Raw genomic sequence first — 23,895 nt, 5'->3', positions numbered from 1 at the left:
TCCCTCATATCATGTTGTGCCAAGATATATCATGTTTCAACCTTATCTTGGCAATGAAATAGTTCTCATGAACCAAGATATTTCTTGTTTTGACTTTATCTTGGTAACAAAATCTTCCTCCTGTACCAAGATTTTTCTTGTTTTAACTATATCTTGGTAAAAAAAATGTTTTCCTATACCAAGATTTTTCACGTTTCGCCTTTATCTTGGTAATGAAACAACTTTCATGTACCAAGATTTTTCTTGTTTCAACTTTATATTGGTAATGAAATGGTTTTCCCGTACCAAGATATAAGTGATTCTCCTAATATCTTGGCGGTGCCTATACTTAGCCATGCCAAGACACCTCTTGTATCAACAACTATTGTAGACAGGAATCTGCGTTTTAGCACAATTCTTCTATTCCACAGATTCCCACCGATCTACTCATCTGTGCTTTCACACAAATCTTTCATTCCATAGAAAAAGAAATCGAACTTACTTCTTCATCTTCTTCTCATACTTACTGATAAAGTCCAGATTTTCCTTTTCATATACGTTCAAAAGGCTCTCATCAAAATCGTCCGGCTCGGTCATAGGGAAATACCATTCCATTGTCTCAAAGTATTCCTGAAGCTTCTTATCTTTGAACTTTCTTCCCCAGCGGGCGTAAATCTCATTTCGTGCAATTCTGAGTTCTTCCTCACTGAAGCCCTTTAAGTCATCCTCGGTTAAGTATCTCTGGTCGCTGTCGGGAATAAGCTGTCCCTCTGTGATCGTACTCTGATCAATATCCGGCTCGTATGACGGATTCTTTGCAATATAGTCAGGAAGATTGGATTTAAAACAATATGTGCCATTTTCCTCGGTGAAAGTTACACCGTACTCCTTGCCTTCATAGTTGGTGTAAATAATAGTATACTCGCCATCCTCCAACATTCCTTCGTTAACTGTGACAAAGGCCATATTGGTATCGCCATGCTCAGAAATGAAAAGATCATATTTCTCAAGATAAACCCAGTCGAGGTCGTTTACCATTTCATCGTAGTCAAAGCCGGTGGTCTTCTTCACATAATCCCTGACGTCCTTACCGGAAACAACCGTGAGATCAGTGTATATCTCATCATCACCGGTTGCCTTCAAAAATGCATCCCTGACCTCCTTCGTAGCTCCGTGCTGATCAAATCCGGCACCTGTATAGAACACTTCATTCCAGTCAATGTAGTGAGGATCCGTGAAAGACCTTAGCAGGAAACCATAGTAACCGATACTGTTCAGCTTTTTCTCAATTACCCTAAGCTCGGCCGCTGACATATTGTTCTTAAATACCTTCGTGGGCTCCCCACTATCTGCCTCCACGCCATCACCGCTATCTTTGAAAAGTGTAAGCGGAAGCTCTTCCTTTACCAAACTGTCTTCCTCATTTGAAAAATCCATATCGGTGATGTCCAGTTTTTCTGATTTTTCCACATCATCCGTTCCTAATGTATTATGGTAATAGGAGGCGGTTCCGTCATGATTATCTTCTGAAAAATAGAAATCCTCCCATACTTCCTTGGTGCCATCATCGCTTAGATGGCATAACCCAAAGTACTGGTACATAATGCCGCCTGAACCCAGATAGCTGAACTTTCCGTCGCCTGCCCAGTAATAGCAGCTTCGATTAAAGCCATCAAAGACTAAAACAGGCTTATTATCCTTGCAGGTATAGCAGCAATAGACAATTCCTTCATTCCCGGGTCCTATAAAATCTTTTTGTCTGTTTCTTCCAACCACAAGCTCCGGCACGCCATCACCGCTGAGGTCTTTTATCAGATAACCGACGGTATCATTCATGATATCTTTTTCAACATAATTCACGTCTTCCAACATTCCCATCGCAATATAGTCGGAAAGCGGACCTTCGTAGTCGTAGCCGTTTTTCAGAATGTCACGATAGGCATCGAGAACAGGCGCGTAAACTTCTTCGTAAGCTGCTATAGAAATCGCATCTGTTCCGGCATCGTTTTTAGCAGAATCAAGTGTGGACAATGAATCATCGCTGTTATTCTCGGATTCTGCATTGGTCTCCTCTTGGGAATTTGTATCAGCTTCGTTCTGAGCGTCTGCGACATCTTCGCTTTGGGAATCCGCATCAGCTTGTGCATCTGCATTATCTTTATCTGCGTCATCCTTGCCTTCGGAAACAGCACTGTCTTCTTGAGCTGTTTCTGCTACGCTGCTATTCTCATCCTGCGTGTTTGAAGTCTTGTCGTCACCCGCTTTTCCGCAAGCAGTCATATTCAACGCAATCACTGCCGCAAGTGTTAATGAAAATGCCTTTATATAATGATTTTTCATATTCCCTCCATGTGAGCAGTATTAGTATATTTTCATAGTGCAACAACTCTTCTTATCATTTCTGGATTTGTTGTACCTAAGAATTCTCTGAACAATAAATTGTGTTGGTATCAGCCGGTTTGTTGCACCTTAGAATTCTCTATACAATAAATTGAGCTGCTATCAGCCGGTTTGTTGTTTACAAAAATAGTCGCAACAACAAATCTAACTATTCTTTACGGATTTGTTGTACAGGTGCCCTTTCCCTTACAACAAATATATCCATAGCTGCTCCATTTATTGTATTGCTCATTTTTCCTTACAATAAATTCAAGCAACACTACTTCTTTTGTTGTTTCCCTTATTAATCATAATACATTTCTTATTCTTCACTACCGCCATAAGTAGGTAATTTCCGATTTTCTGCTGATTCCAAGATAATAAACAAGACTTCCGTAACCTATCACTTCACCTTAAATCCCATATCTACAAGATCATCAAGTTCTTCCAGGAAAGGATACCCATAAGGAATATTGTCGAATTGTCCGCTGTCGGTGACCCTGGTTCCGTCTGACAGCCAGTATTCCAAATAGAAATCCATGCCATCCAGTACGAAGTCATCACTCTTAATTTCTTTGATCTTATAGATATTGTACTTATCCAGAATATTTAGGAAAAGCTTGACCTCAGCATCACTCGCCTTGTAATATTTCTCCCAATCATTCGAGAAGTAATATCCGTCAGCCAGCTTTACCACTTGAATCTTGTAGCTATTCGGCACAGCAGCCATCCCACCACCGGCAGAAAAGACAAAGTTCGTTAATTCCAGATCTTCTTCGCTATCCAGCACCACGGTGTAGCTTTCTTTCTGCAATTTCAGCATTTCATCATGAGAGATGGTTTTCTTGCTCCCGCATCCTATAAGCGAAAAAAGCATAAGTAAAGTTACAGAAACTGCGACAAATAATTTCATAAATTTCATTATGGCTCCCCTCATAACAAGTCCCATGCAACTATATTTAATCATATAAAAAAAGTGGAATCGATTCTATATAAACCTTCTTTTGAAAATACGGAGGAATCTATATATGGACTCCCCCGTATTTTTTATCTTTTTATTCACTTCATCAGCTTGCTATTCTCTTTGCTATCTTTCGCACAGTAAGCTTACTGATTTCTTAGCTATTTTGTATTTAGCCTGCCATTTACTTCGTGATCTTCTGTCCCTTGCCGTTTAAGCCTTTGCCCGGAAGGAATTTCTTGTAAGCTTTAAGTACCTTCTTCGGAACTTTTGCTTTTGCCTTGGCATTTACGCCCTTGAAAGCATTCTTGCCAACTGTCTTCTTGGTAAGAAGAACTGTCTTGAACTTTATGTTCTTAAGATTCTTGCAACCAAAGAAAGCATTTGCTCCGATCTTATTTATGTTCTTACCGATAGTTATCTTCTTAAGCTTCTTATTGTTTTTGAATGCATTTGCTGCAATCTCAGTGACCTTATATTCCTTGTTATCGATGGTTATAGTGTCCGGAATTGTAGCGCTTGCAACCTTATTGGACTCAGGCTTAGCATATGTAACCGCTTCTTTCCCTTCATCTACTGATGAGATTGTGTAGGAAGCTCCGCCGTTCTCTATGGCTTCGCCTACAGTATGGGCAGATGCGGGTTCTTCTACCTTTACCGCTTTTTCTTCCTTTTCTACTTTTCCTGTCTCTTCTTTCTTACTTTCTTCCGGTGGTGTGGATGGCTTTTCATCAGGGAAAACAAATGTAGCTTCTCCATAATATGACCGTTTTCCCATATCTAATGTCTTTTTAATAGACTCGCTAAGACTCTTGGTAATCTTTGTCTTGATGCTACTTGTAGGCAGTGCTGTTATAGTCATATCAACAAAATCAAGGGATGCAGTTAATGTCAAATTAATGTTTATATCCCATGTTCCGTCTTTGTCCAGATCAATATCTGCTTCGGTAGGCGATTTTTCATTTTCTTTAATACTTCCCTCATAAATGCACGCTTTATAAAAAGCATAGAAATAGCCAATATTTTTCACATTACTTGTAAAATAAGGTCCCTTTGATAAATCTATAGTGGGTGAACCTTGATTAAATCTCGATTTGCCAGAAGGCTCAGGAAGCTTTATGGTAAGTGCGCTGTAAAAGCGAGTTTTGCTCTCATTCAAGTCGTCCATTGTCTTATAATTTAGACGAAGTGTAATCTGGTCTTTTACAGAATTATCGACATAAGGGCTAAATATGTAATTCCCACTAGAATCCCAGTCATAATACATGTCACAGGAGCCGTCCTGATCCAAATCATAGCCTTGCAGAGGTTCACCAGCTTCAACATACGCATTATCTCTGCTTATTCTATTATCCATATTTCTTAATGCGTAAAGAGTATCGTAAATAATTTGTCCAGACAAATTATCCATCTTTACATTTCCTTTTGACAGATCAAGCGTGTATTCTCCCATGTCATAAGGAGGATTAAAACTCGCCTTAACATACCCTTCAAAAATAATTGTATGTGCCCCTTTGTAAGTACTATTTACTGTTCCGGCCTGCCATACTACGCGGTCTTTATTATGCTCACTATCGATTGTAAAATCGCTCAGGTCTTCTTTAGGCGCATATACTACAACTTCATAGTGATAATAATGCCCTCCTTTAAAAGTATCATTATTTCCAAAATAGAGTGACGACCCTTGCTCAATCCAGCTTTCCTGAAAAGTAATCGTATTTTTGGCATCCAAATAATGCGTATATTTTACGATTCCGACATCACCCATTTTATTACCTTCAACAGGCTGATTAATTTGAAGAGTTATCTTTTTTTCTTTCACCGATACAACAGGGGTGAAATCTTCAGCCGCCTTCGCCTTGATCCCCGACACCGGCAGCGCCGAAATAAAAAGTGCCACAGCCATAATTAAAGGCATAATGTTTTTAAATATTCTCTTTGTCTTCATTAAAATTTCTCCCTTCCCAAAGCATAAAGTATGAACACAAAAAACACACCCCAAGTAAACTTAGGATGTGTCATATACTAAGTAGATGCGAAACCGTATTTGACTATTACTCTGCCTTCGTAGTCCAGTCTCCAGTTTCATATTTTGTATCCCTCAAAGAAAATCGTTTCCCATACCCATGACGCTGTCCAGATTTGCAGAAAAGAAAGCGCCAATAGTATTATACACGAAATCCTTGAGGGTTTGCCTACGAATTATGAATAAGTCAGTTCATATTTCGTACTTGACTTATGCGAATTTTTATCTTTTGAATCAGAATTCTTCATCTAATATCTGAAATATCAATCCATCACCGGTTCAGCTATCGGAATACTGTAGGAATCAAGCGCCATGTCCCAGTATTTCTCCGGAATCTTCCCCCACTGGGCAAAGCCTTCTGCCTTTTCGCAAAGTTCGAAAGCCTTCTTCAGGATCTTGCCCTGAGAGACATCGCCACCGAGGATTATGGATCTTGTGACCTGATACCAGGCGGGTGCGTGCTTCCACAATTTTTCCTCGTCCATCTCTCTTATGACCTCTTCCACCTCATAGGGGAGGGATATGAACTCAGGCTCCCATCTTCCGTCATTTCCGTGAAGCATCATGAACTGGGCCTTTCCGCCGCACCTGAAGGACAGGCCTACGGAGCCGGGATTTATTACGCGCTTTCCGTTTCTTACATACTGCATCTGAATATGAAAATGGGCGCAGATTGTAAGCTCGTTCTCAAGCTTTTCCGTAAGTTCATCAATATAATCGTTGCCTTCCCTCATGCTCTCTGTGGCACTGAAGGGTGAGCCGTGGCATATGGTAAAAGGCGGCATCCCCTCACGCTCTATCACCATGGAAATCGGCATCTTTTCAAACTCATCTATCTGACTGTCCGTGATCCTGTCAAAGCCGTACCTGAGCATTCCTGTGTTTGAGGTCCCCGGCTTCCACTCCCACTCGTCATGATCTGCCTGTCGGTAATCTATCCAGTAATCCTCCTTATTCCCCCTGATAAATGTGCAGGGAACTTCAGAGCGAAGCTTTTCAAGGTACTTAAGTGTTTTCTGAGGATAGGCGAGATCTCCGACGTAATCTCCAAGAAAAAGGAACTCATCTGCTCCAAGCCTTTGTGCCTGCCTGACACACTTTTCAAGTGCTATATGATTGCTGTGAATATCAGCCATTACCGCTATCTTCATACCATTTCCTCCTGACTTTATCATCTGAAAAGAATTATAAAGTTTGCCCCAAGGGCGAGGTCAAGACATAGAAACACCCTCCGGAGAATTTCCGAAGGGTGCGAAAAATCATACGACAATATCACAGCGCAGCTTCACAGATAACTTCATTAATTTTGCGATACTCCTCCATCATAGCCTCGTGATTAGCCTTGATGTAATCGGCATCACCTTGCTTGGCCGCTTTTTCCAGAGCAAAGGCCTTCTCTGCAAGCTCCTGCATTCCGATTGCACGAAGATTACCCTTAAGTGCATGGATCAGAATGTCATAATCATGCCAGTTTTCACTCTCATAATAAGACTTGAAATTGCTGCTCTTCGATTCATAATCACTTGTGAAAACAGAGAGCACTTCAAAGAAGGTGTCGGGATCACCTGCACAATAGGCAAGGCCTGTCTCGGTGTCCATACCTGCCTCCTTCAGTCTTTCTATATCATAGACAGGTGCATCATCATCGAATACTATCGGCTTATATTCAGGCTTCTCGGGCTGCTTGTTTTTTTCAGTATTCACCGTTACAGCTTCGGTTTCGCGCACATGTTCATATGCGGTTTTCGGAAGATACTTTTTAAGCTGCTCCACAAGATTTTTGAGCTCTATGGGCTTGGACAGATAATCATCAAAGCCCTCCCTCAAATAGTTTTCCTTAGCTCCCACAACCGCATTGGCAGTTAGGACTATCATCTTCGTCCCGGTAGGAATGAGGCTGCATTCCTCAAGTTCATGCAAAGTCTCGATTCCATCCATACCCGGCATCATATGATCAAGGAAAACAATGTCATAAGACTTCTTCCCCATGAGGTTTATTGCCTCTCTTCCGGAAGCCACTGCATCAGGAAAAATATTGCACAGCTTCAGAAGGCTCTTGGCAACCATGAGGTTCAGGTTATTGTCGTCCACCACAAGGACCCGGGCGCCAGGCGCGCTTATCAGGTCCTCGTTCGTGCGCTCTTTTTTCCTGTTCTCCAGATTCTTTGCAAAATCGCCTATAGGCGTTCTGTCCACAATTCCCTGTTCAATAACAAAATAGAAATTTGAGCCTTCGCCATAGGTACTTTCAACGCAGATCCTACTGCCCATGAGATTCAGAAGGTTTGTAACGATGGACATTCCAAGGCCCGTTCCCTCGATGTTTCGGTTTTTCTTTTCATCAAATCTCTGGAACGAAAGGCTGAGTCTGTCTATATCTTCAGGCTTGATACCAATACCGGTATCCCGCACGGAGACGTAGAGCTTCAACTTGTCACCGTCAATAATAACATTTTTCATGGTGAGCCAGACAGATCCGGTCTCAGTATACTTCACGGCATTAGTAAGAAGATTAACTATAACCTGCTTAAGGCGCACGTCATCACCGAAAAGCGTGCAGGGAATGCTCTCGTCTATCTCCGGAATGAGCTCCAATCCCTTTGTCTCCGCTCTTCTCTTGATGGAATTTATCAGATCAAGAATGAATGATGATGTATCATAATTTACAGGAATTATATCCATCTTACCGTCCTCGATCTTTGAAAAATCCAGGATGGTATTGATAAGCGCAAGCAGGATGTTCCCCGCAGAATCAATGTTATTGGCATATTCAAGAGTCTGTTCATCCTTCGAGGTGCGAAGGATCATCTCGTTCATGCCAAGCACTGCATTGATAGGCGTTCTTATCTCATGAGACATCTGTGCCAGGAACTGACTCTTTGCCTTGTTAGCCTCATTCGCAGCTGTCTCTTTTTGCTTGAGTACCTGAGCCTCATACTCATGGCGCATATCCGCGCTTCGCATATCCTCCATCTTTCTGGCATTCAGCTGTTCATTTTTATAACCCAGATAGTAGAAGAAGGAAATCAGCAGGAAAATCAGCAGTGACACAACTATATTCACTGCCAGCTGTCCGTTGGATTCAGCAAAGAGCTCGTTATCACTTATGGCAATCACCACATACCACTGATTTATGACGGAATCTATGAAAAGAGTACAATCACGGTTCTCCAGTCTTGCTTTCACAGAGCTGTTGCAGTTTTCGGTAATAGTTTCTATGAGTCCGGTTCCGTATATATCCTCTATATTGCTGCCGTTTAAGGAGCGATTGGGGTGGGCTATTATCATCCCGTCTTTGTTTACAACGAACCCGAAGCCCTTGCCGCCGATATTGATATCCTCGGTAACCTTCTGAACATGATTGACGACAAGATCCAGTGCAACGACATCGCGTTTTTCATAATTTCCGTGTTCATCTCTGTTATCAATCAGTTTACAAATGGTTATAACCAGCGATCCCGTCTGCATATCAACATAGGGATTAACAATGATGGTGTTGCCGTTCGCATCCACCGCATTCTTATACCAGTCACGCACTTCCACGTCGTAATCCGCAGGCGGAACCCATCCGGAGCCGTCCAAATACTCTCCGTTCACATAGGCGTAGAGACCGGTGAAGTTCTCATCAAACTGCTCAGACTGATTCTTTGTCTGATCCGTGATGTAATCAAGGACATTTTGCTGTGAAGAGCCTGTTTCCAGCATGATATCTACCGTATCCGCCGTAACCCATAGAATCGACCTCGCAACACCTATATAATTCTCGAGTTCTTCCGAGGTTGAATAAACCCTGTTCTGCCCGTTTTCTATTACACCCGTAACAGCCACTTTGTAAAACAGCCTTGATGTATAAATAACGGAAATGATCATCAGCGACAACGTGATCACAATAGTCAGCACAAAGTTGAAGCGTCCGCGCTTTATAGCAGCATCTTCGGGCATATTGCGCTCTATGGCCTTATAGCGCATGGCTGTCATCGTGATTATCATCATTATGAAAAGTACAAGAACAATTGAAATGACAAAGAGAGTAATTGCGATATTTTTATAGTTTCCGGGATCCGATGCCCCTTTAGGCAGAGCATTTTTCATCATAAGACCGGCAGAGTAGCCGCCAACGCCGCCGAAGAAAATAATTACAGCGATTGTCGCCTGAAGAAGAATTGTAAAACGGGTTTCCTGAACGCTTCTCTCGGGTTTAACACAGCCTCTCTGGGCATATTCCTTGTCAGTGGCAGGCGCCAAAAGGAGCAAAGACCCGCACTCAAGGAAGCTGAACACATAATAGGGATCTACCGGAGCCCAGCTCCAATCGTAGCATGAAGAGGTCCACATGCCATATTCGAAGAGTATGAAAAGAGCCAGAGCAACATGAACATACGGGAAAGCTACATTCTCTGCCCTGTGCATGAAATAATGCAAAATTACCTGCAAACATATGCACATGATAGCAGTAGCCAGAGCCCCTTCCCAGATATTATTGAAGATTCCGCCATACTGGATATATATGAAAAACTGCCAGATATTCAGCGGTATCGGAAGCAGCATCAGAAGATTGAAGAACCCTTTTACATAATCCGGGCGCATTTTAATCGCCAAGAGCAACATAACAAGATAGCCTACATTCCAGCCGAAGTAAGCCATCAGCGCCGAGACATCAGGATCCTCACCGATTACCAGAGTATATGTAGTCCAATAATAATCGCTGAGAAGATGTGTCAGGAAAAAGATGGAAATGTAAAGCCACCCACGAAGCGGCGTCTTGACGTATTTAAAAAGCGAATACAACGTCCCGAAAATAACGACCAGCAGGGTGCATACGTTTTCAATGATATCGATGCCCATAACACAGGTTCCTCTATAAGAAAAAAAGGCACAATTTAACCTTTATGCATATATTTTACTATGGTATTTCATCCAAAAATCTTAAATAAACATAAAAAATCACAGACCCAATTGGCTGGATCTGTGATTTATGCCTTTCTACTCATGGCGGCTTCTGTCGCGCATCTTAGTTATCTTATTCTTTAGATGTCATGAACTTCTCTTTGATCTGAGGGCCTGCAACCTGGATAAGGATTACCAGGATGAGGATTATTCCCTTGATTGCGTTGTTAATGAGTGAATCCATCTTAAGAGCGATGATGATCTTGTCAATTACGGTATAGGAAAGTGATCCGAAAAGAACACCGATCATTTTGCCCTTGCCGCCTGACATTGCGATGCCACCGAGCACTACTGCTGCGATTGCATACATCTCATAGCTGTTACCTGTTGTTGCGGGATCTGATGAACCGTTCATGCAGATCCAGAGGAAAGCTGCTGCACCGATCATAACTCCCATGATCACGAAGGACATCATTTTCATGAGTCTTACGTTGATACCGCTCATAAACGCACCCTTTTCACTGGAACCAACGGCATAGATCTTTTTACCAAACTTTGTATCGTTTGTGATGTATACGAAAAGAACAGTGAAAAGGATAAGCACGATTCCCACGATGGGAAGTGTTGCAAGCTTGCCGTTACCAAAGCCGTACATTGAATCGTAGCCCGCAAGGCCGGAGGTCATCTTGTATACTGAGCTTCCTCCGCCGATAAGCTTCTTTGAAATATGCTGGCAGAAATACTGTGCAAAGGATCTGTAGATCAGCATGGTTGCAAGAGTTACGATAAAGGATGGCATTTTCACAACGCCGACCAGTATTCCGTTGATGAGTCCGAGAAGCGCTCCCATTACAAGTGAAAAGATGAGCGTTACTGCGATGTTGCCATTTGTCATGTTAAAAATGACTACTGAAAAACCGCTGACAAAAGCCAGTGTTGATCCGGCTGACAGATCTATCTCTCCCGTGAGGCACACAAGGCCCATGCCGAGTGCCACTATTCCGATAACCGCGGAGTGACGGAAAATATTCATGGTAGCACTCCAGGTAAAGCCGCTGCTGGTCAGAGCATAAACCAGAAAAATTATGAAAAATACAAATATGAAGCTGTAGCCTCGCCATATTTTTCCAATCATATTTGTTTTTGACTTGTTGTTCATTTCACTGTTACCTCGTTATCGTTTTTCTTTGCTCCGGTTTCCGTAAGTCCTGTGGACATCATCATCACCGTGTGCTCTTCTATCTCCTCGTGACTCAGAGTCCCTGCTATTTGTCCCTCATAGAAAATCAGACATTTGTCCGCTACCTTCTGAAGCTCAGGTATTTCGAGCGTGTTTACAAGTACTGTTTTGCCCTCATTTGCAAGAGACAGGATCAACTTGTATATCTCTTCCTTTGCGCCGACGTCTATACCCTGAGTCGGGTTGTCGAACAAAAGGATATTAGCATCTGTGTTAAGCCATCTTGCTATGAACACCTTCTGCTGATTACCGCCGCTCAGCGATACAATAGGCGAATTCCCCGATTCTGCCTTGATGTTAAGCTGCTTCTGATAGCGGTCGTATTTTTCCATTTCAGCCTTCCTGTTTATGTGGAATTTACCTGCGGACAGCGTCTGCTCCGCAAGATACATATTCTCCACAAGGCTCATATCCGGTATTACCGATGTTTCTTTTCTGTTTGCGGGAAGAAGTCCTACTCCCGCTTTCATAGCTTTGTGAACACTACCGCTTTTTACAGGCTTTCCATTTATCTCCAAAGTTCCCTCTATTGGCGCTGTTATTCCGAAAAGACACTGTAAAAGTTCACTGCTGCCGCACCCCTGAAGTCCGGTCAGCCCTATAATCTCCCCTTTTTTTACCTCAAAAGAAATGTTTTTAAAGCCCTTACCCGACAAGTTTTCGAGCTTCAAAACCGTATCTCCGGTCTTTCTCTTTTCGTAGCTTCCTGCCTCCTCGGCGTGACCAACCATAAGCTTTGTCACCTCCGGAGGAGTAGTGTCCGCGATCTTACCGCTTCCAATCAGTTCTCCGTTTCTGAAAACAGTATAAGAGTCGCAGTAGGCAAAAATCTCAGGCATCTTGTGTGAAATGAAGATGAAGGATATTCCTTTATTTTTCAGGTCCTTTACCATACCGAAAAGGTGCTCAACCTCATCATTGTTGAGTGAGGTGGTGGGCTCATCAAGTATGAGGAGCTTTGCCCCTGTAAGAAGAGCCTTACTGATCTCAAGAAGCTGCTTGTCTCCTGTCCTTAGGTCGGACACCATAGCCTTCGGATCCATTTTTATTCCCAGTCTCTCAAAGAGCTCCTCGGACTGTCTGATCATTTCTTTCTTATTCAGTTTTCCAAAAGCTCCCGTGATCTCTCTGTTTATGAAAACATTCTCAAAAACCCGAAGATCGTTAAAGAGATTAAGTTCCTGGTGAACGAAGGCTATTCCAAGCTGTTCACTTTTTCTTACTGTGATATTCTTAAGGTCCTGTCCGTCAAATTTGATGCTGCCGCCGTCACACGGTATTGTTCCGGTAAGTACATTCATGAGTGTGGATTTTCCAGCACCATTCTCACCGAGAAGGGCATGAATCTCACCCTTCTCAACTGTAAGATCCACGCCCTTTAATACCGGCACACCACTGAAGGACTTTCGTATACCTTTCATTTCAAGAAGTGCCATGATTTTTACCTATCCTACATTATGATTTAGTTAAATCCTACGAAGTCAGCTACGTTGTCAGAAGTTACGTTCTGGCACTCGATTACGTGGTCCTGAGTAACCTCTTTGCCGTCAAGTGAATCAACCATATCCTGGATTGCTGTCTGGATCATGCTGGGGCTGTATGTTACAGACATGATGCCGCCAAGCTTCTCTGTGATGTCTGTGTAGTCCTCACCACGAAGAACGCCGTAAAGCTCATCGAGACCGCCGCAGCCTGTGATAACGGGCTGATTTCCAAGGAAAGCTTCCTTAGCTGCATCGTCGATTCCGCCGCCCTTAAGTGCCTCAAGGATACCCATAGCAAGTTCGTCGTCCTCAGCATAGAACCACTTGATATCTGTGTTTGAAGAGTCGCCCATAAGTGTCTCGAAAGCTGCCTTGGTATCGGAACGGCTCCAGTTCATAGCGCCTGAATATGTGATGTTTGCATCGATCTGATCCTGTGTCCACTTTGCATCATCAGCGATCTTCTGTCCGTCAAATTCAATCTCGCCAAGAAGATACTCTGTGAAGCCCTGGTCACGAAGAGTTGTAACTGAAGAAGTGTCTCCCTCGTATACATATACCTTTTCACCGGGCTTCATTCCAAGTGATACGAAGTATGCTGCAGAACCTGCGCCGATACCTTCGTTGTCACCCTTAACGTTTGAAACTGCGCTTGATGCAACGCCGTCGATGATTCTGTCGAATGCTACATAAGGAATTCCTGCATCTACAAGCTCCTGAATAGCTGACTGTACTGTGTCATCGATAGGCTGAACAACTACTGTGATGTCCTTCTCGCCCTTAGCGATGATGTCCTCGATCTGTGTGATCTGGTAAGCAGCGTCCTCACAGGTAATAACCTCTGCTGAGTACTTTCCGCCGCCGTTTACTTCTGCTACCTTCTCCTTTGCAAATGTTGCAACGGAACCTGTCCAGCCGTGATCCTCAGGTGCTGTAAGAACGTAGATGTGAGATGCGCCTTCAGCTGCCTCTGTGCTCTGTGCCTCATCTGTGCTCTGTGCTGTATCTGCTGATTCTGTTGTAGAGTCTGCTGATGAGCCGCCGCAAGCTGTAAGTGATAATGCCATAACGCCTGCAAGAAGTCCTGCTAATAGTTTCTTTTTCATTTTGATAATCCTCCCTAAAGTGAAAAAAATTATGTTCGACACAAGTGCTGTGCACATGTGCGTGTTTCATTTGATGTACATATGATATCGCGGGGAGAAGGGTGCCCGCTTTTCCCTCTATTGAATATAGCCGCCCTTTTATTGCAAAAGTTTGAAGACATAAAAAAAGCATGCAACAGAAGTCAAATATCCGTTGCATGCATGTGCCCCTCATCCGCCCTTCGGGCACCTTCCCCCAAGGGGAAGGCTTTATTTAAGGTACAGTTTCACCTTCCCGCATATACCCGTCGGGTCTGTGGTTTCATGATTAAAGTCAAAAGGTGCAGAGGGGTAGTTTCTCTGGTCTCTGGCGGGTGTTGTTGCAACCTCGCAGAGAATCTCGTTTTCACCCTCCTTCAGAAGTTCACCGATGCTTACCGTGTAGGGCGGTGTGAGCCTTACTTCAGACTCTTTTCCATTTACAAAAAGCTTAACCACATCATAAACCTGTTCCATCTCAAGGTAAGCTTCCTTCACAGGGCGGCCTATGGTGACATTTTTCCTGTATCGAAGAACACCTGCGAAATCCGGGTGCGCATTGCTATAGGGCTCCAGATCTCTGTAGGTTTCTTCCTCAGAAAAAGTGGGATAATCTTTTGCTTTTGTTGCAGAGACCTTCCACTCATGTGAGATATCTTCTATTTTATCCGCAGCGCGAAGTCTTCCGGAAAGTGAACAGTAGGGCTTTAGGCCCTCTCCGTCCTCTTCTATTAATAGACAGCTCTCTCCTGCAGGTACTTCGATTCTTACCCTGCCATCTGCCATCCTGCTAAGCGCCCATTTTTTCTGTCTGAAGGCGTCGACATATACTGCACTTCCCTCAAACGGAAGATTTATCACGCCGTTAAAATCTTCCTCGGGAGACTCGTTCATAAGCATGATAATCTGCTTACCCTCTTTTTCATAATGATAGAGTGTGAGCTCCGAAAACTCCTCATCAAGGAAAGGCTTACTCCAGTCATTGCACTCAAGCTCTCCCGACACCTCATCAAGGCTGACCATGCTGAAAAGCTTCTTCCATTCCTCTTTCGCAGGCGCTTTTCTCACTTCATCCATAAGCATGGACTTCGGGTAGCCACCGACAAAGTAAACGGGGAAGGTAGGATTTTCCTTCTTAAACGCATAGAGCCTCTCGGGGAGATACTCCGCATAGGGCACAAGAAGCACATCAAAGGTCTCTCCGTTTATGCATACTTTGTTTCCGTCCGCATAGCCGTTATAGGCCTTGAGGTCACACAGCATATCCAGGCATATGATGTCGAACTCTATCTGGTTAGTAGTGAGCGCGCGGCACACCTTTTGCATCGGCATGCATGAACCGCTCCAGTCGCCCTCGCCGTCATAGAGCACAGCTATTCTTGCTTTGTGGACACCGCCGTTTAAGAGGTCGCACATTCTGTTTGCATACTTCATGAGTTCTGCAAAATATGGAAATTCCGGGTTGTTTCCACCTGCATAGAAATGCGGCGGGCAGTCGAAATCCGGATACTGTGCCATGGAAAATGCATGCGGAACAAGACGATTGATACCTCTCACAAGAAGGTGATCAAGAAGTCTCTTCTGATCGCGCACTCCGAAGTTCCATCCGTAGGCTCCGAAAAGCTCACACATAGTGCGGCCTTTTTTCTTCGGATCAAGGTGACCCGCTGAGGCACCCATTTTTCCTAAGGCATAGTGATAGAACTCGCCATCGAGAACAAGCGGTCCCATGCCCTTTCTCTCCTGAACCGGCGCGCCGTATACAACCTGGCCTCCAATCACGTCAATGCCTGCCATATCCTGGCCGCTTATAGCGCGGAACCAGTGGGCATCTCCGAGACCGAGTCTTGAATGAACTCCGTTGTCCTCAACCACGTGTCCGATATATTCGACACCATGCTCGTGGCACCATCTTCCGATGGGCTCTGAAAAATTCTTCTGATAAAGTCTGGAGACACAGTCCATGTAATCGTAGCGAATCTGAGGCTCATCCTTTTTCTCCTCACCCTCTGCAAAGAGAAAAGCAAGGAGTCTCTGATAATCCTCTCCGCAGCGCTCCTTCAGCATCTGTGCAAGCTCATCGCTCCAGGGAAGCTGCATACCGGGCTTACCGAGCCTCGTATCATAGCCCTGCTCCATTGTATTGCCAAGCTGCGGTTCATCTGAAAAGAAGCCCGCGATCACATTTCCGAAAAGATCCCCGTAGTGCTTATAGTGCTCCTCGTAAACCCCCTCTATCTGAGTATGCGCGGAAACGCTGTCTATCATGTTTATGTAGCTCTCATTGCCACCATCGGTGTATGTTGTGTAAAGCACGTGTATCCTCCACTGTCCCTTGGGGAGAGTGAAGGTTATCTCATCCTGTCCATGGTACTGGCCCATGAGGTTTATCTCTTTTTCATGAAAACGGTTGCCCTCTGCGAAGGGCACAGCTACGATTGAGAGTATCTTATTCTTTGCTCTCTCCGCGTCGTTTGCCGGCTGTCCTATCTGCCAGAAGCCTATGGTTGGCTTCATCATACGGCGAACGTTAAGTGTGCGCGATCTCACGGAACCGAATACATCGCAGGCAGTACATGCAAGATACTGCTTTTTCCTTTCGGGATACTTTTCCTCGATAAGTCCGTTGGCGTAGCCTGTGGGAAAATGTTTATCGTCCAGTATCCATATTTTCATGTCGCGCTTCTTTGCTTCGTCAATGACAATGTCCATGTCATGCCACCAGCCGGGACCGCAGAAATCCTTGTGCGGTCTTGCTTCCACGCAGACGGCCTTTATGCCGCATTCGTCTATTTTTTCCATTTCCTTGCGGATGGTGGCTTCGTCCTCGCCGCGCATCCACAGGAATGGGAAGATGTAGTTGTTCATGGTTGTTCTCCTTATTCAACAGGATAATCCGGCTCCTTCTCGACGCCTTCAAACCCTACCCTTAATTCTTCACAAAGTTCTGTAGCTGAGTCTGCACCTGCATAGATTCTGAAAAGTCCATCCTCCAGGCAGTACTTACCCTGATTGTTCCAGAAGCCCATATGCTTCTTTAAAAGTCTCGCCTCGACATTTTTTTCCTCGCCGGGGTTTAATTCAACTTTTTCAAAACACTTAAGCTCCTTAACGGGTCTTACTATTGATGCTGCGACATCTTGCATATAAAACTGAACTGTCTCGGAGCCTTCCCTATCACCGGTGTTCTTAACCTTAACAGAGATTTTGAGCGCATCGTTGTCCTCGGTTACTGCAAGGTCAGAGTACTCGAAGCTTGTGTATGAAAGACCAAATCCAAACGGATAGAGCGAGGTGAACGGTGCATCGAGGTATCTCGAAGTGAACTTGAAGTTACCCGCAGGTCTTCCTGTGTTCGGATGATTATAGTAGATAGGGCACTGTCCTGTAACTGCAGGGAATGAAGATGAAAGTCTTCCCTCAGGATTCTTTTTACCTGAAAGAATGTGTGCTATCGCATTACCCATCTGAATTCCAAGATGCCAGCCCTCAAGGATTGCAGGAACATTTTCTGCTTCCCACTGAAGGGCAAGGGGTCTTCCGTTCATAAGAACAAGAACCACAGGCTTTCCGGAAGCAATGAGCTTTTCAAGAAGCTCTCTTTGTTTTCCGGGAAGTGTGATGTCCGCTCTTGATGAAGCTTCGCCTGACATAGCAACAGTTTCTCCGAGAACCGCAACAATCACATCGCCGTTATCGCAGGCTGCCTTGACTTCATCGTCATTTATATCACCCTCGGGACCACCGCAGGGATAATAATTTACATCTGAAAATTCCTGCTTCATTCCATCTAAAATAGAAACGCAGTCCTTTTCCTTCCAGCTTATTGCCCATGCTCCAACTACCTCAGACCTGTTGTCGGCAAGACTTCCCACAAGACTGATTTTGGTGTCCTGTTTAAGGGGCAGTAAATTGCCTTCATTTTTCAGAAGTACTGCCGATTTCTCTGCTGATGCAAGAGCAAGTGCTTTATGATCTTCCGGAATCTCCTCATATCTCTTCATAACCTCTTCGGACACATAGGGATGATCAAATAGCCCAAGCCACATCTTTACTGCCAGGACTCTGCGGCAGGCATCGTCTATGACCTCCATGGAAACCTGGCCTTCCTCTACAGACTTCTCAAGGTTCTGAATATATATTTCCGTTCCCATGTCCATGTCGAGTCCGGCATTGGCTGACTTTTCGCCTGCTTCCTTCTCGTCCTCTGCGATGCCGTGAACAACACATTCTTTTATTGCATTGGCATCACTTACGACAAATCCCGGAAGTCCCATGTTGTCCTTAAGGATGTCACGGAGCGCCCACTTATTCACGGTGCTGGGAACACCATTCAAATCGTTGAAGGACGCCATAGCTGTCTGCGCGCCTTCCTCTACTGCTGCCCTGAAGGGCACGAGATAATTGTTATATAAAACGTGGTTAGCCATGCTTACGGTGTTGTAGTCCTTGCCGGCCTCTGCCGCTCCGTATCCAACAAAGTGTTTAAGACATGCTGCCACGTAATTTTCATTTTCAGAGTGGTCGTTCTGAAGTCCTCTCACCTTCGCCCTTGCAAAGCATGAGCCAAGATATGGGTCTTCTCCCGGTCCCTCGGATACTCTTCCCCATCTTGCATCCCTTGCAACATCAAGCATCGGTGCAAAGTGCCATGCAACACCTGAGCATCTCGATTCCTTAGCTGCCATCGCAGCAGTTTTCTCCATAAGCTCTGTATCAAAAGATCCTGCTTCCGCTATTGCAATAGGATAAACCGATCTGAATCCGTGAATTACATCGAGTCCGAAGATAAGCGGAATTCCGAGTCGTGTCTCCTCCACCGCAATTTTCTGAAGTTCATTGCACTTCTCAGGATCCTGCACCATGAGGGAGCCCACTTTTCCTTCTCTGATTGCATCTTCATGGTAGTCGGTCTTTGCGGTTTTCATGATGTTTTCAAACTCTTCTTTCGAGAGTCTTCCGTCAGTCATCATCTCGATGAGCTGTTCAAAAGGCACATCAAAGCCTCCCACAATCGAAACGGACTCCTGATTCATCTGTCCGATTTTTTCAGTTAATGTCATTTTTGAGAGCAGCTCTTCCACCCTTTTTGTCTGCTCTGCTGTTAATGCTATACCCATTTTTTGCCTCTCTTATTTATCTGCCTTTATATTCTGCGTAACCAAACTTTGCCGTGTTATCAGATACTCTTCCGTTTCCGGATGCATACATGCCAAGCATGGTTCCGACCATGCCACCCACCTCTTCGGGATTTATCTTCTTTCCGTCTGCATGTGCGTAGAATTCTTTTAAGTCATCTGCACTTTGTCCCATGTAGAAAGTGTAATCCTGCCCTTTTGCTTCTAACTTAAGAATTACAGGCCCGTCAAATTCCACCTCAGATTCCTTTAAGATGGTCTCAGTTGACTCGCTCTCATATCCCGGCATGAAAGGAAGTCCCTTCTGCTTTGTAGTCACAAGTACAAGTGCAATAATCTGTTTTCCGTCCTTGCTTTTTTTCTCAAAGCGGTATTGATGATTGCACTGCTGCATTATCACCATGCCTGCGCTTTCACTTATCCCTTCATTTGTGCCTGCCTTGAAGTCCATGCTGATTTCGAATGAAAAGTCTATGTGTCTCTGTCTTCTTCCGACAAAGGCTACGTTCTCATCCTTTTCGGTTTTCGGCGCAAAGCTCACAGGCTGAAGCTTTCTTGTCATACTTCTCTTAAGGCACTTGAGCTGTAATGCACTGTCTTCTATTTTGTAGTAGTCCTCCGAAGGTGTTCCCCAGAAGCTCCAGTCTATGCCAAGTGTTTTTCCATCAAAATCATCTCTGTCTGCGGATATTTCATCCCCATCCTCGCACCACGGAAGATCCGGATCTGCAGGATAAGTCAGCTCAACTTTTCCTGTCTCCTTACTGAAAACAGGCCACCCTCTCTGCCATTCCACCGGGCAGATAAAGGACTCACGTCCCATGTTCATGTGCTGACCTTCAATGATTCTGACCCCCAGCATAACGGCGTACCATTTTCCCTGAGGTGTCTCCACAAGATCTGCATGACCGACATTTTCAATAGGATAATCCCATCCGAGATGTCTGTGCGTGAGTACCGGATTCGCAGGGTTGCCCTCATACCATCCGTCTATGGTCTTGCTTCTTGCAATCATTACGGAATGGTTATGCTCTGTGCCGCCCTCAGCGATCATCAGATAGTAATAGTCACCAACATGATAGACGTGGGGAGCTTCAGGAGCCCAAGCTCCTCTCATAGCACTGTTCCAGATCTTCTTTCTCTCACCGCAGACCTTGAAATTCTCAATATCATACGGAGTTAAGTAGAATGCTCTGTTGTTATCCTGCTCCTTATCCTCACCGGGACTGACCAGATAACACTTATCATCGTCGTCGAAGAATATGGAGCAGTCAATATCCTGAATATCTGTAATGTAATGAGGCTGCGACCAAGGTCCCTTGGGATCCTTCGCTGTTACAATGAAATTACCCTTATCCCCAAAGTTACAATTTATAATATAGAATGTTCCCTTGTGGTAGCGTATTGTAGGTGCCATAACTCCGCCGGAAAACAGGTTTGCGTCAGTATAGAAGCCGTTCTCCGGCGTCATTGCATAGCCTATCTGCTTCCAGTGCGCAAGGTCCTTACTGTGAAAAATCGGTATTCCCGGGCACAGCTCGAAGCTCGAATTTGCTATATAAAAATCATCTCCCACTCTGCATATGGAAGGATCGGGATAAAATCCCGGGATTATTGGATTTCTGATTATTTTCTCCATAGTCTTTTCCCTTTTTTTTATCTAAACAACAAATCTTTATCTTTTTCTCTGTTTGTTGTTTGGTTTTTTCCTGATACAACAAATCTTTATTGTTCTGCCCTGTTTGTTGTTTAACTATTTTTCTGATACAACAAGTCTTTATTGTTCTGCCTTTTTTGTTGTTTAGTTATTTTCCTGATACAACAAGTCTTTATCGTTTTACCCTGTTTGTTGTTTAATTATTTTTCTGATACAACAAGTTTTTATCATTTTGCTCTGTTTGTTGTTTAACTATTTTTCTGATACAACAATTCTTTATCATTCTAACCTATTTGTTGTTTAGCTATTTTTCTAATGCAACAATTCTATATTAGTTTACTTAAATTGTTGTTTTACCCTTAAAGCATATGCAGCTATGTTTTTTGCAATTCTCAATATAGCCTATATTGAGCTCCAAAAATTAAATATTAGGTATCTTTGAAAGCTTCTCATCCATCTCGTCAAACTTATCAACATCGATATTTCTTTCAGCGAGAAGATCTCTCATCTTCATTTTTCCAAGGACTCCCATCATCATGTCGTCAAAGGTGAGATCAGGTGCAAAGGGAGGTATCTCCTTTCGCATTCTGTCGATAGTGTCAGAGAGCACTTTAACGGCCTCGGGATTACCAAAGATTCTCTGAAGTGTGCAGTCAAGTGAGAGCCACTGTTCACCGTCATCTGTCACATGCGCCTTGCATACAGGCTTTACAATACCGGTCTCATCAAAATCCCCAAGAACATCGCGGAGCCAACCGATACTGTCATCAACCCAGTTCTTTGCTCTCTCGGTGATAAGCACATTCTTAAATAACAGACTTGAATCGCAGGTTGAGAAGCCGTGCGGACCATAGTCGTAGACATGACACTCAAAGGATGTGTTGTACTTGTTCAGCGCACTCATCATGTCTATAGTATTCTGGATTGGCACCACATTGTCAGTCCTTGTTGCAAACAAGAAGCAGGGACAGGTCTTCTCATCAACAGCATCCACAATTGAAGGACCGTCTGTAATCTCATGTGCAGTATCTTCTCTTAAAACTGCATATCCAAGAATTGCTGCTGCGGGACGGTTCTTTGACATTGTCGCTGCTGCGCCCGCGAGGTGTCCGCCTGCTGAAAAGCCGATAACCGCAATCTTATCTGTCATTACGTTCCACTCATCAGCTTTTTCCTTGATATAATCCATAGCCTGATCGTAGTCATTCAAAGGATTGGGCCAAGCTGAATCCTCTTTAACAGAATATCTCAAAATAAAGGCATCATATCCAGCCTTGAGATACGGAAGTGCCACCGGATCTGCTTCCCTGTCGGAGCAGAACATATAACCGCCGCCGGGGATTACAAATACTGCAGGGCGCTTGGTCACTCCTCTGAATTCTCCGCCTACATCCTGGATCATTGCGGTTAAAGTTACGTTTCTTTCTTTATTAAGTGTTATTGTTTCTATTTTCATAATGATTCCTTTTATTATGTCGGAAAGTAAGTAAAAAGCGCCGGCATGTCTTTTCACATACCGGCGCGATTACATACCAAAATCGTTACCATTAGTTTTTTGAAAAATTACTTGTTCTTTCTTGCATCAAGCTCAGCGTAGATCTGCTTCATCTTCTTAGGTGTAAGATCATAGAAGAGAACAGAGATACCTGAAAGTGCGATTACTGCTGCAGGGAAGAGGTTAACAAGTGCGTTGATACCAACCTTAACTGCTTCAGTCTGCTCTGCATTGGGAACATAACCGATAGCTGAAAGAAGTGATACTGTTACAACACCTGTAACTGCTGTAGCAAGCTTAACTGAGAAGCTTACAAGTGAGAATGTAAGACCAACCTCACGTACGCCATACTTCCAGTCGCCATACTCGATAGAGTCGCACATCATACCGGGTGCAATGTTTGCGTTAGCCATTGTAAGACCGATAACTGCTGAAACTGCAAGAATGAATGCCATGTTGTTTACAGGTACAAGGAAGAGCAATACAAGTGCTGCAACCTGGATGAATGTTGTAAGAAGCATGTAGCCCTTCTTAGAGAATGTCTTTGTTCCCCAAGGAAGTGTCAGGTTACCAAGAAGCTGGCAAACTGTCATTGTTGTGAAGATAGGTGAAATCATCATCGGGTTTCCAATTACATAGATTACATAGAATGTAAGCATTGACATACGAGCCATACATCCCATAGCACCTGAGAATGTAGAGAAAACTGTGATCATGATGTTCTTGTTCTTAATAACATAAGGAAGAGCTTCCTTGATAGGTGTAGGCTTTACGTTCTCTTCCTTCGGAACTGCAACTTCCTTACACTTCCATGCGCAAAGGAGGCAAACAGGGATAAGAAGCAGTGAGAAAAGAACTGTTGTCTTGAAATAACCCTGAGCTGTAGGCGTTGCGCTGTGGCCGAAGTAAAGGATAAGAGGCATTGCAACAGCTGAAAGAATCATGCTGATAGCACCTGAACCGATACCTCTGCAAGAAGCATAGTCCATACGAACCTGTGAATCTCTTGCGATAAAGTTTACAAGTCCCTGGTAAGGGATGCAAAGTGCTGTGTAAGCCATACCTGCGCCGATGTAGCAGATCAGGCATACAAGAACTTTCATAGCGCCCTGAAGCGGGAATACTGTAAATGTCAGTATGTTAAAGATTGCCAGGAAAATAGGTGAGAACATGATGTAAGGACGGAACTTACCGAAGCGTGTCTTTGTCTTATCACATATAGCACCCATCATAGGATCGTTGATAGCATCCCACACACGAGCTATTACGAAGATCAGTGATATAGCTGATGCTGATAATCCAACGATATCTGTGTAGAAAATTGTGAGGTAGGTATTGATCATATACCATGAAAGCTGGCAGCCAACCTCACCCATTGCGTAGAAACCACCGGTGACCCAGTTAGTCTTTTCTTTTTTTTCATTATTCGAAGCATTGTTTACCGGTGTTAACACCCTCTCATCAGATGCCTCTGTCGTAGCATGATTTACCATTTTGTCGTTTCCTCCCAAGTCATGGGATGTAA

The 23,895-nt window shown here is 44.0% G+C and carries 13 protein-coding genes; all 13 read right to left on the bottom strand.

Translation table 11 applies throughout. The features are described from left to right. Positions 1-477: 477 nt before the first annotated feature. Complete coding sequence (locus G630_RS0105505; protein ID WP_026498003.1) at positions 478-2,319, bottom strand: YARHG domain-containing protein; 1,842 nt, start codon at positions 2,317-2,319, stop codon at positions 478-480. 442 nt (positions 2,320-2,761) lie between these two features. Next, on the bottom strand, positions 2,762-3,280 hold the full coding sequence (locus tag G630_RS0105500; RefSeq protein ID WP_026498002.1) for a hypothetical protein: 519 nt from the start codon (positions 3,278-3,280) through the stop codon (positions 2,762-2,764). 223 nt (positions 3,281-3,503) lie between these two features. Then, positions 3,504-5,267 (bottom strand): leucine-rich repeat protein, encoded by a 1,764-nt coding sequence (locus G630_RS0105495; protein WP_026498001.1) that lies wholly within the window; start codon positions 5,265-5,267, stop codon positions 3,504-3,506. 341 nt (positions 5,268-5,608) lie between these two features. After that, positions 5,609-6,496 (bottom strand): metallophosphoesterase family protein, encoded by an 888-nt coding sequence (locus G630_RS20860; protein ID WP_044958776.1) that lies wholly within the window; start codon positions 6,494-6,496, stop codon positions 5,609-5,611. A 121-nt stretch (positions 6,497-6,617) separates the two neighbouring features. Further along, positions 6,618-10,190 carry an ATP-binding protein gene (locus G630_RS23400; RefSeq protein WP_049946109.1) on the bottom strand — a complete coding sequence of 1,191 codons (3,573 nt, stop codon included), beginning with the start codon at positions 10,188-10,190 and terminating at the stop codon, positions 6,618-6,620. 175 nt (positions 10,191-10,365) lie between these two features. Further along, positions 10,366-11,391, bottom strand: coding sequence for an ABC transporter permease (locus G630_RS0105480; protein ID WP_026498000.1), 1,026 nt, complete (start codon positions 11,389-11,391; stop codon positions 10,366-10,368). Next, entirely contained in the window at positions 11,388-12,908 is a 1,521-nt protein-coding gene (locus G630_RS20850; RefSeq protein WP_044958774.1) for a sugar ABC transporter ATP-binding protein, read from the bottom strand. Before G630_RS20850 ends, G630_RS0105480 begins: the two co-directional genes overlap by 4 nt. A 26-nt stretch (positions 12,909-12,934) precedes the next feature. Next, the gene (locus G630_RS0105470) at positions 12,935-14,062 is read right to left on the bottom strand and encodes a substrate-binding domain-containing protein (protein ID WP_049946108.1); all 1,128 of its coding nucleotides are present in this window, start codon (positions 14,060-14,062) and stop codon (positions 12,935-12,937) included. Between the two features lie 249 nt (positions 14,063-14,311). After that, positions 14,312-16,948: a hypothetical protein gene (locus tag G630_RS0105465; RefSeq protein ID WP_044958771.1), complete on the bottom strand. Its 2,637-nt coding sequence runs from the start codon at positions 16,946-16,948 to the stop codon at positions 14,312-14,314. A gap of 11 nt (positions 16,949-16,959) precedes the next feature. Further along, entirely contained in the window at positions 16,960-19,200 is a 2,241-nt protein-coding gene (locus G630_RS20845) for a glycoside hydrolase family 3 N-terminal domain-containing protein (RefSeq protein ID WP_044958769.1), read from the bottom strand. A gap of 16 nt (positions 19,201-19,216) precedes the next feature. After that, positions 19,217-20,857 carry a glycoside hydrolase family 43 protein gene (locus G630_RS0105455; protein WP_026497997.1) on the bottom strand — a complete coding sequence of 547 codons (1,641 nt, stop codon included), beginning with the start codon at positions 20,855-20,857 and terminating at the stop codon, positions 19,217-19,219. Positions 20,858-21,296: 439 nt separating this feature from the next. After that, a complete protein-coding gene (locus G630_RS23395) occupies positions 21,297-22,331 on the bottom strand; it encodes an alpha/beta hydrolase (RefSeq protein ID WP_049946107.1) in 1,035 nt (344 codons plus the stop codon). A 107-nt stretch (positions 22,332-22,438) separates the two neighbouring features. Continuing rightward, complete coding sequence (locus tag G630_RS0105445) at positions 22,439-23,863, bottom strand: MFS transporter (RefSeq protein ID WP_081667811.1); 1,425 nt, start codon at positions 23,861-23,863, stop codon at positions 22,439-22,441. Positions 23,864-23,895: the final 32 nt, after the last annotated feature.

The sequence above is a fragment of the Butyrivibrio sp. WCD2001 genome, from assembly GCF_000424485.1.
Taxonomy (GTDB): Bacteria; Bacillota; Clostridia; order Lachnospirales; family Lachnospiraceae; genus Butyrivibrio.
This window is presented reverse-complemented; position numbering and strand designations above follow the sequence as displayed.

Bases quoted from the DNA above. Each gene is read 5' to 3' on its own strand.
- G630_RS0105465 (WP_044958771.1), bottom strand. From the start codon at position 16,948: ATGAACAACTACATCTTCCCATTCCTGTGGATGCGCGGCGAGGACGAA.
- G630_RS0105495 (WP_026498001.1), bottom strand. From the start codon at position 5,267: ATGAAGACAAAGAGAATATTTAAAAACATTATGCCTTTAATTATGGCT.
- G630_RS0105445 (WP_081667811.1), bottom strand. From the start codon at position 23,863: ATGGTAAATCATGCTACGACAGAGGCATCTGATGAGAGGGTGTTAACA.
- G630_RS0105500 (WP_026498002.1), bottom strand. From the start codon at position 3,280: ATGAAATTTATGAAATTATTTGTCGCAGTTTCTGTAACTTTACTTATG.
- G630_RS0105470 (WP_049946108.1), bottom strand. From the start codon at position 14,062: ATGAAAAAGAAACTATTAGCAGGACTTCTTGCAGGCGTTATGGCATTA.
- G630_RS23395 (WP_049946107.1), bottom strand. From the start codon at position 22,331: ATGAAAATAGAAACAATAACACTTAATAAAGAAAGAAACGTAACTTTA.
- G630_RS20845 (WP_044958769.1), bottom strand. From the start codon at position 19,200: ATGGGTATAGCATTAACAGCAGAGCAGACAAAAAGGGTGGAAGAGCTG.
- G630_RS23400 (WP_049946109.1), bottom strand. From the start codon at position 10,190: ATGGGCATCGATATCATTGAAAACGTATGCACCCTGCTGGTCGTTATT.
- G630_RS0105480 (WP_026498000.1), bottom strand. From the start codon at position 11,391: ATGAACAACAAGTCAAAAACAAATATGATTGGAAAAATATGGCGAGGC.
- G630_RS20850 (WP_044958774.1), bottom strand. From the start codon at position 12,908: ATGGCACTTCTTGAAATGAAAGGTATACGAAAGTCCTTCAGTGGTGTG.
- G630_RS0105505 (WP_026498003.1), bottom strand. From the start codon at position 2,319: ATGAAAAATCATTATATAAAGGCATTTTCATTAACACTTGCGGCAGTG.
- G630_RS20860 (WP_044958776.1), bottom strand. From the start codon at position 6,496: ATGAAGATAGCGGTAATGGCTGATATTCACAGCAATCATATAGCACTT.
- G630_RS0105455 (WP_026497997.1), bottom strand. From the start codon at position 20,857: ATGGAGAAAATAATCAGAAATCCAATAATCCCGGGATTTTATCCCGAT.